Annotated in this window: 6 protein-coding genes and 1 pseudogene; all 7 read left to right on the forward strand. The window is 66.9% G+C overall.

All coding sequences use genetic code 11. The annotated features are described in order from the left end of the window. Positions 1 to 179: 179 nt before the first annotated feature. Positions 180 to 977 (forward strand): annotated as a pseudogene (locus tag BXA10_RS20645) (hypothetical protein); the annotation flags it as partial. Between the two features lie 31 nt (positions 978 to 1008). Continuing rightward, entirely contained in the window at positions 1009 to 2400 is a 1392-nt protein-coding gene (locus tag BXA10_RS20650; protein ID WP_076472228.1) for a recombinase family protein, read from the forward strand. Between the two features lie 653 nt (positions 2401 to 3053). Next, the gene (locus BXA10_RS20655) at positions 3054 to 3239 is read left to right on the forward strand and encodes a hypothetical protein (protein ID WP_076472231.1); all 186 of its coding nucleotides are present in this window, start codon (positions 3054 to 3056) and stop codon (positions 3237 to 3239) included. Continuing rightward, positions 3236 to 3424: a hypothetical protein gene (locus BXA10_RS20660; protein ID WP_076472234.1), complete on the forward strand. Its 189-nt coding sequence runs from the start codon at positions 3236 to 3238 to the stop codon at positions 3422 to 3424. Before BXA10_RS20655 ends, BXA10_RS20660 begins: the two co-directional genes overlap by 4 nt. Beyond that, complete coding sequence (locus BXA10_RS20665) at positions 3403 to 3615, forward strand: hypothetical protein (RefSeq protein ID WP_139338060.1); 213 nt, start codon at positions 3403 to 3405, stop codon at positions 3613 to 3615. The genes BXA10_RS20660 and BXA10_RS20665 overlap by 22 nt, the downstream gene beginning before the upstream one ends. A 37-nt stretch (positions 3616 to 3652) precedes the next feature. Next, entirely contained in the window at positions 3653 to 4183 is a 531-nt protein-coding gene (locus tag BXA10_RS20670) for a bifunctional DNA primase/polymerase (protein WP_076472239.1), read from the forward strand. 8 nt (positions 4184 to 4191) lie between these two features. Next, a complete protein-coding gene (locus BXA10_RS20675) occupies positions 4192 to 5685 on the forward strand; it encodes an AAA family ATPase (RefSeq protein ID WP_139338061.1) in 1494 nt (497 codons plus the stop codon). Positions 5686 to 6514: the final 829 nt, after the last annotated feature.

Here is a 6514-nt window from a genome sequence, read left to right on the forward strand (position 1 = left end):
CAGGACGCGGCCGACGGGTAGTGCCGAGCCGCCTGGTGCGGATCCGTGTCGCGTGGCCGACAGCACGCCACCAGACCTGTGGATAACTCAGGACCTTCTGTGGACAGCCCTGGATAGGGCGCTCCGCATCTGTGGACAACGAGCGACGTAGCGCATGGATGCGACCACGATTCGTTGCCATGAGTCGTGCCCCACTCCCCCGTCCCACGCTGCTTCCCGGCCTCACCCGGCTCTGGCGCGACCGGCACACGCTTCAGCTCGGGGTCGGGCCGGAGCGCGCCGTCCTGCTCGAGATCGCCGACCCGCGGGCCGCCCGACTGCTCGATCTGCTCGACGGCACGCGCAGCGAGCGCGGCGTACTGAGCCATCCGCTCACCACCGACGTCGGTGCCGAACCGGCCCGTACCCTCATCGAAGCCCTGCGCGCCGCCGGCCTGCTCGTACCGGGCCACACCCTGCTGCCGCGCGACCTGGCCGGACCGACGCGGGCCCGGCTCGGCGCGGAGGCCGGTGCGCTCGCGCTCGCCGCCACCCGGCTGCCGGCCACGCCGGCCCAGGTGCTCCGCCGCCGACTGGCGGCCCGGGTGCTGGTGACCGGGACCGGCCGGCTCGGCGCCGCGGTGGCCGTGGCACTCGCCCAGGCCGGCGTCGGACAGGTCGCCGTGGAGCTCAGCGGCCCGGTGCGCCCGGCCGACCTGGCCGGCACCGGCATCCCCGCCGCGGATCTCGGGCGGCCGCTCGCCGCCGCCGTACGGGACGCGATCGCCCGGGCCGCCCCCGGTACCGCGGGCTCCACCGGCCGGCGCGGCCGAGTCGATTTGGTGGTGCAGCTCGGCACCGACCGCCCGGCCGCCCTGCTCGCCGCCGGGTACGCCCGCCGCCGCCAGCCGCACCTGCTGATCACCCTTCAGGAGGGCGTGCCGGTGATCGGGCCGCTGGTACGCCCTCCGGCCGGCCCGTGCCTGAACTGTGTAGAGATACGGACCTAGGGGGCGGTACCGTATCAACATGAGTGAAAGTCTGCAAGAGCGAGCCGGGGTCTACGGTCGGCAGTCGGTCGGCAAGCGGAAGTCCATCCTTGAGCAGCTGGCAGCGGGTGAGGAGACGGTCCGGGAGGAGGGGTGGACGCTCGCCGGCACCTACGAAGACGGCACGTCCGCCTCCCGCTACGGGACCAAGCCACGCGGAGGCTGGGCCAAGGTCCTAGAGGACATCGAGGCCGGGCGGCTGGACGTCTTGGTCTTGTGGGAGTCGAGCCGGGGCGACCGGACGCCGGAGACCTGGTTTGCCTTCCTCAGCTCCTGCCGCTCCAAGGGCGTGAAGATCCACGTCATCACCCACGAGCGGACCTACAACCTGGACAACGCGCGGGACTGGAAGAGCCTCGCCGAGGAGGGCGTCAGCAACGCCTATGAATCCGAGGTGCTGTCCATCCGCACGCGGCGGGGTGTAGCTGCCTCCGCCAAGTCCGGCCGTCCGCCGATGGGTCGTCCGGTCTACGGCTACCGGCGGGTGTACGACTCGCGGACCGGAGAACTCCTCGGACAGGAGCCCGACCCGGCAACCGCTCCCATAGCTCGCTCGATCATCGAGCAGGTAGCTCGGTCCGTCCCCATCTCGGTCATCGCCCGAGACCTCAACGATCGGGGCGTGCCCGCTCCGTACGGGGCGAATTGGTACCGACAGCGAATCCGGGACATGGCGACAAACCCGGCGTACGTTGGGCTCCGGAAGCACAAGGAGGAGACCTACCGGGCGGACTGGGAGCCGATCGTTAGCGAGCAGGTGTTCTACGCAGCTCAGCGCATCCTCAACGAGCCGACCCGCCTCTCACAGGCCCGCCCCGGCCGCCAGAAGCACCTCCTTACCTACCTGGCGACCTGCCCGGAGGGTGACCCGATGACGGGGAAAGACCAGACCGACTACGCCTGCCGCCGGGGACACATCTCGATCCGGCGGGAGCCGGTAGACCGGCTCGTGACGGAGCTGGTCTTGGGTCGGCTGGCGATGCCGGACATCTACGACCGGATGCGCCGGGCGGGAGAGTCGGCGGACCGCGAGGTGACCGAGGCTCGCAACAAGGCAGCCGAGCTACGGGCGCGGCTCGATGAGTTCCGCCGGTCGGCGATCCGAGGAGAGACCACCCCGGCCACCCTCGCTTTTGCCGAGGCGGAGTTGGCAGCGCAGATCGAGGCGGAGGAGGCGCGAGCCGCATCGGCATCCCTCCCCGTAGCGCTCCGGGAGTTCGCCGGGCCACCCGAGGACGTCCGGGCGCGGTGGGAAGCCGCTCCGCTCGCGGCTCGACGTACCGTGATCCGGACGCTGATGAAGATAGTGATCATTCCTACGCAGCGCGCCTACCTTCCCGCTCACCAGAGGGTAAAGGTCACGTGGCTATAGCTCGGCAGTCGAAATCCGCCTAGACTCACGGCCGTCAGAACATCCCGAGAGCGAACACTGCCAGGCCCTAGGGGCAACGTGCGGCACGCTGGTTGAGATGCCACAAACGTAACCGGCTCTCCTGCCTTAGCAGGAGTGCGCCCGGTGACACCCGAGGACTGGATCAAGAAGCAGCTAGCAGCGGCCAAGCCGCTCACCGCCGAGCAGGCGGATCGGATCGCATCAGCACTACCGCCGGTCGAGAAGGCTCCCGGCGAGGCTGCGAATATCCGATCGGAAATGCGATCGAGATAACTATTAGGTAACGCCCGACCTCCCCCGCCTGCGCATATAGTCCGAACGCTATCTCTTATTCGATCGAATATCGTTTGATCTAGACGGCGCGAATGATTAGCCCGTAGCGTTTACCTCGGCTCAAGGAGCGCAGGGACGCCAGAGCCGCCTTATCCCATTCTTTGGAAGGCGGTATTTGGCGTGTCCAAGAAAGTGAGTTGGGGGCGAATTCCCGTGGCCGAGGATCCGGGTGTTCCCGGACCTCGGCAGTTCTACCTGCGCCGTGGCCGGACGTGCGCGAGCTGCCAGGAATTTATGGCCAAGGGCGAGTTGGCCGGTTTTGACGACGACAACGAGATCGTGTGTGAGGGGTGTTTGTGATGAAGGCCAAGACCAAGCGCGGACCGGGGCGACCCAAGCTGTACCACGGCGGACGCTTCGAGACCCGGCTCACCGAGGCGCAGCTGGAGTTCCTGGAGCAGGAGGCGGACCGGCGGGGTGTGTCCTGCGGCCAGGTTGCCCGCGACGCCATCGAGGCGCTGATGAAGAAGGCGGCTCGGCGATGAGCAACTGGCGTATCAACTTCGGGATGGGGCCGGTCCGCTACTCGCGCCAGATCAACGCCCCCAAGCCCAAGCCGGAACAGAAGCCGATGACCGTCAAGGGCTGCTTGATCACCCTGGTCGTGACGGTCGTGCTCGTGTACCTCTGCTGCTGGGGCGGCGTCGCGTGGATGACGGCGAACTCATGAGCTGCGAGGCGGAAGGCGAGAAGATCCGGGCGGCCTGGCGGGAGTTCTTCCGCGAGGCGCAAGAGGAATTGGCGGAGGTCCGCGCCGAACTCATCGACAGTCGGATCTCGCTGAATTTGTCCCTGACAAATGAAAGAGCGCCGGGCCGCTCTCCCGACGCTCTCTCCGACCCCTACGGAGGCAAGTCCTAATGTACTCCGATACGAAAAGTGCCGCTAGGAGCGACCGATGAGCACTCCGTACGCGGATGCCGCGCTTGACTACTTCAATGATGGGTGGTTCCCGCTCCCGGTCGGCGGAGCCAAGCGAAAGGCTTTGTTGGTGTCCGGGTGGACCGGCGGCCAGGACAACTGGCCCGACCGGAAGCAGATCGAGCGATGGGTGGAGGAGTACCCAACGGCCAACATCGCTCTACGGCTCCCCAAGGACATCATCGGGATCGACGTAGACATGTACGACGGGAAGCCCGGAGCGGCCACTATCGCGGATGCCGAGGAGAAGTTGGGGAAGCTCCCGCCTACCTGGATCAGCACCTCTCGGTCGGACGGCTCGGGCATCCGGTTCTACCGCGTACCGCCCGGACTCGCGTGGCCGGAGAGCCTGACCAAGAGCTTCGGCGGCGGGGTGGAGATCATCCGATGGGATCACCGATACGCCATCGTGGCTCCCTCGATCCACTACACCGGCCTGGAGTACCGCTGGTTGAAGCCGAGCGGCGAGACGGCTTCCGGCGAGATCCCTGGGGTTGGTGATATCTGATGGTGCAGATGCCTACGGCATGGGTCGAGGGGCTGACCCAGGGTCGGGAATGGAAGCCGATCCCCAAGGCCAAGGCGACCAGCAAAGCGACCGAGGAGTGGTTGGCGGAGCGGGCGGGCGGCGAGCCTTGCGAGCACTTGCGATCGGCGATCACGCGGGCAGCGCTGTGGTTCGCGGAGAACGGCCGGGATGGCGCCCACGACTACATGCGGGATCTCGTGTGGGGGCTCATCCGGGACGCCCGCGATGGCCATCGAGGTATCAGTACCGCGCTTGCCGCGACGCAGCGAGCCTTCTTGGCGGAGGTGCGCGACCGGCGCTCCCTCGCGGACGCGGAAGGCGAGTGGCAGCGGGCGCTCGACGGGGCGGTTGCCGGCGTCCGGGCGGATGGGGTCGAGCCGGGCGAGGAGGATGACTGCGACCTCGGGTTGGACGCGTGGCGGACGACCACCGAGGAGCCGGACACCGCAGAGCTGTACAAGAAGCTCGGCACCATCCTCACCCGCTCGGACCTCGACGCGCTGCCGGACCCTGAGCCGCTGATCGAGGGCATGCTCACCTACCGCTCGGCGGTGCTGATGGTCGGTGCGACCGGTACCAACAAGACCTTCTCGGCGCTGGGGATGGCGTGCTCGGTGGCGACCGGGAGGCCGTGGCTCGGGCACCGGGTAGCGCTCACCGGTCCAGTCGTCTACGTCGTGGGTGAGGGTGCCTTCGGGCTCAAGAACCGCATCGCGGCCTGGGAGGAGCACAACGGGACGACGGTGCCTCCGGATCGGCTGTTGTTCTTGCTCCGGCCCGCCTCGCTCACGGATCGGGACTTCTGGCGAGCGCTGACCGCGCTGGTCCGGGAGCGGTCCGCTCGGCTGGTCATCTTGGACACCTTCTCCTCGCTCGCTCCGGACGCCGACGAGACCACCGAGGCAGCTACGGCCACCCGCCGGTTGGCGGATCTGTCGGCCGACAACGACTGCACGGCGATCCTCGTCCACCACACCGGCTGGGGACCGCAGGACCGCGCTCGTGGCGGATCACAACTGGAGTCGAACGTGGATGAGGTCCTGGTGTTGGAGAAGGCAGACCCCAAGGACCCCAACGGCCCGGTCTCGCTCACCCGCAAGAAGGTTAAGGAGGGTCCGGCGGGAGCGCGGATCTGGGTCGAGCGGACGGAGGTCGGCTCCTCGGCGGTGTTGGAGAAGTCGCTGCCTCCGGTTGAGGACGAGGCCAAGCGCGGACCTAACCGCAACGACATCCAGATCGGGTTGCTGGCCTGGGTCGAGGAGCACCCGCAGGAGACGCAGGCTCAGATCCTGCGCGCGATCCAGGCGGAAATGCGCATCGGCGAGAAGAAGGCCAAGACGGAATTCGACGCGCTCGTGAGGGACGGAATGCTGGTCCAGAAGACCATCGAGCGGCTCGAAAACGGCCGACCTCGGAAGCGGGATGTGTGGGAGGCGAGGTCGATCAGGATCCAGGCACCTCGCGGATCGACCTCGGAATAATCAAGATCGAGGTCGATGGGCGTCTACCAGGGCAAATGTCATCGACCTCGAAGGTCGATCACCCGAAGTCGATAACCCGGGACGGGGCGGAGGAGGTCATCGACCTCCGACCCCCGGACCTTTAGGAGGTCGATCAAACCGAGGTCGATTAAGAACGTCGATGTCTTAGATGCAGGAAATAGGGTCGCTAGGATTAGGCATGAGTAAGGCGTGGGGAGGTCCGACGACGAGAGAAGGCGGGATAGTCCTGCTGTCGTCGCGAGCGTGGGGGAAGCTACGGCTGTCCGTGTTAGCTCGGGACGGGTGGCAGTGTCGGATAGCCCTGAGGGGTACGTGGAAGAACCGGTATGGGGTCGAGCTTCGATGTAGGGGTAAGGCGGATTGCGTACACCATACGCTCGGGCGAATGGTTACTGGGGATGACCCTGCGTACCTAGTAGCGGCCTGTACTCCTTGTAACTTGAGGGTGGGAGACCCTAGGCGTACCCCTGATCCTGAGCCTGTACCTGGGACACGTTGGTGAGTTTTCCCCGTAGGGGTGCAAGAGGAAGACCCCCGTTGTTCAGCTCTCTTTTTCTTGGGCATGAAAGGAGCCGATCGTGACCGATACCAACAGAAACGAACCGGACAGCGCCGACGCGGGCGGGTACGGGCGGCTCCGGGCGGCATTTGAGCGGTCTCTCGTGGCCGCTAGCACCCTGCCGATGGACGGGGCGGGAGTCGAGCTAGCTAGGTGTACTGCCCAGGGACGTTGGTCAACCTGGTGATGGGCGGCTTGCCGCCGGTAGCAGTGTGGGGCCGGTGGTGATTGTAGTGATGGAGCCAGGCG

The organism is Micromonospora avicenniae (assembly GCF_900156065.1).
Classification (GTDB): domain Bacteria; phylum Actinomycetota; class Actinomycetes; order Mycobacteriales; family Micromonosporaceae; genus Micromonospora; species Micromonospora avicenniae.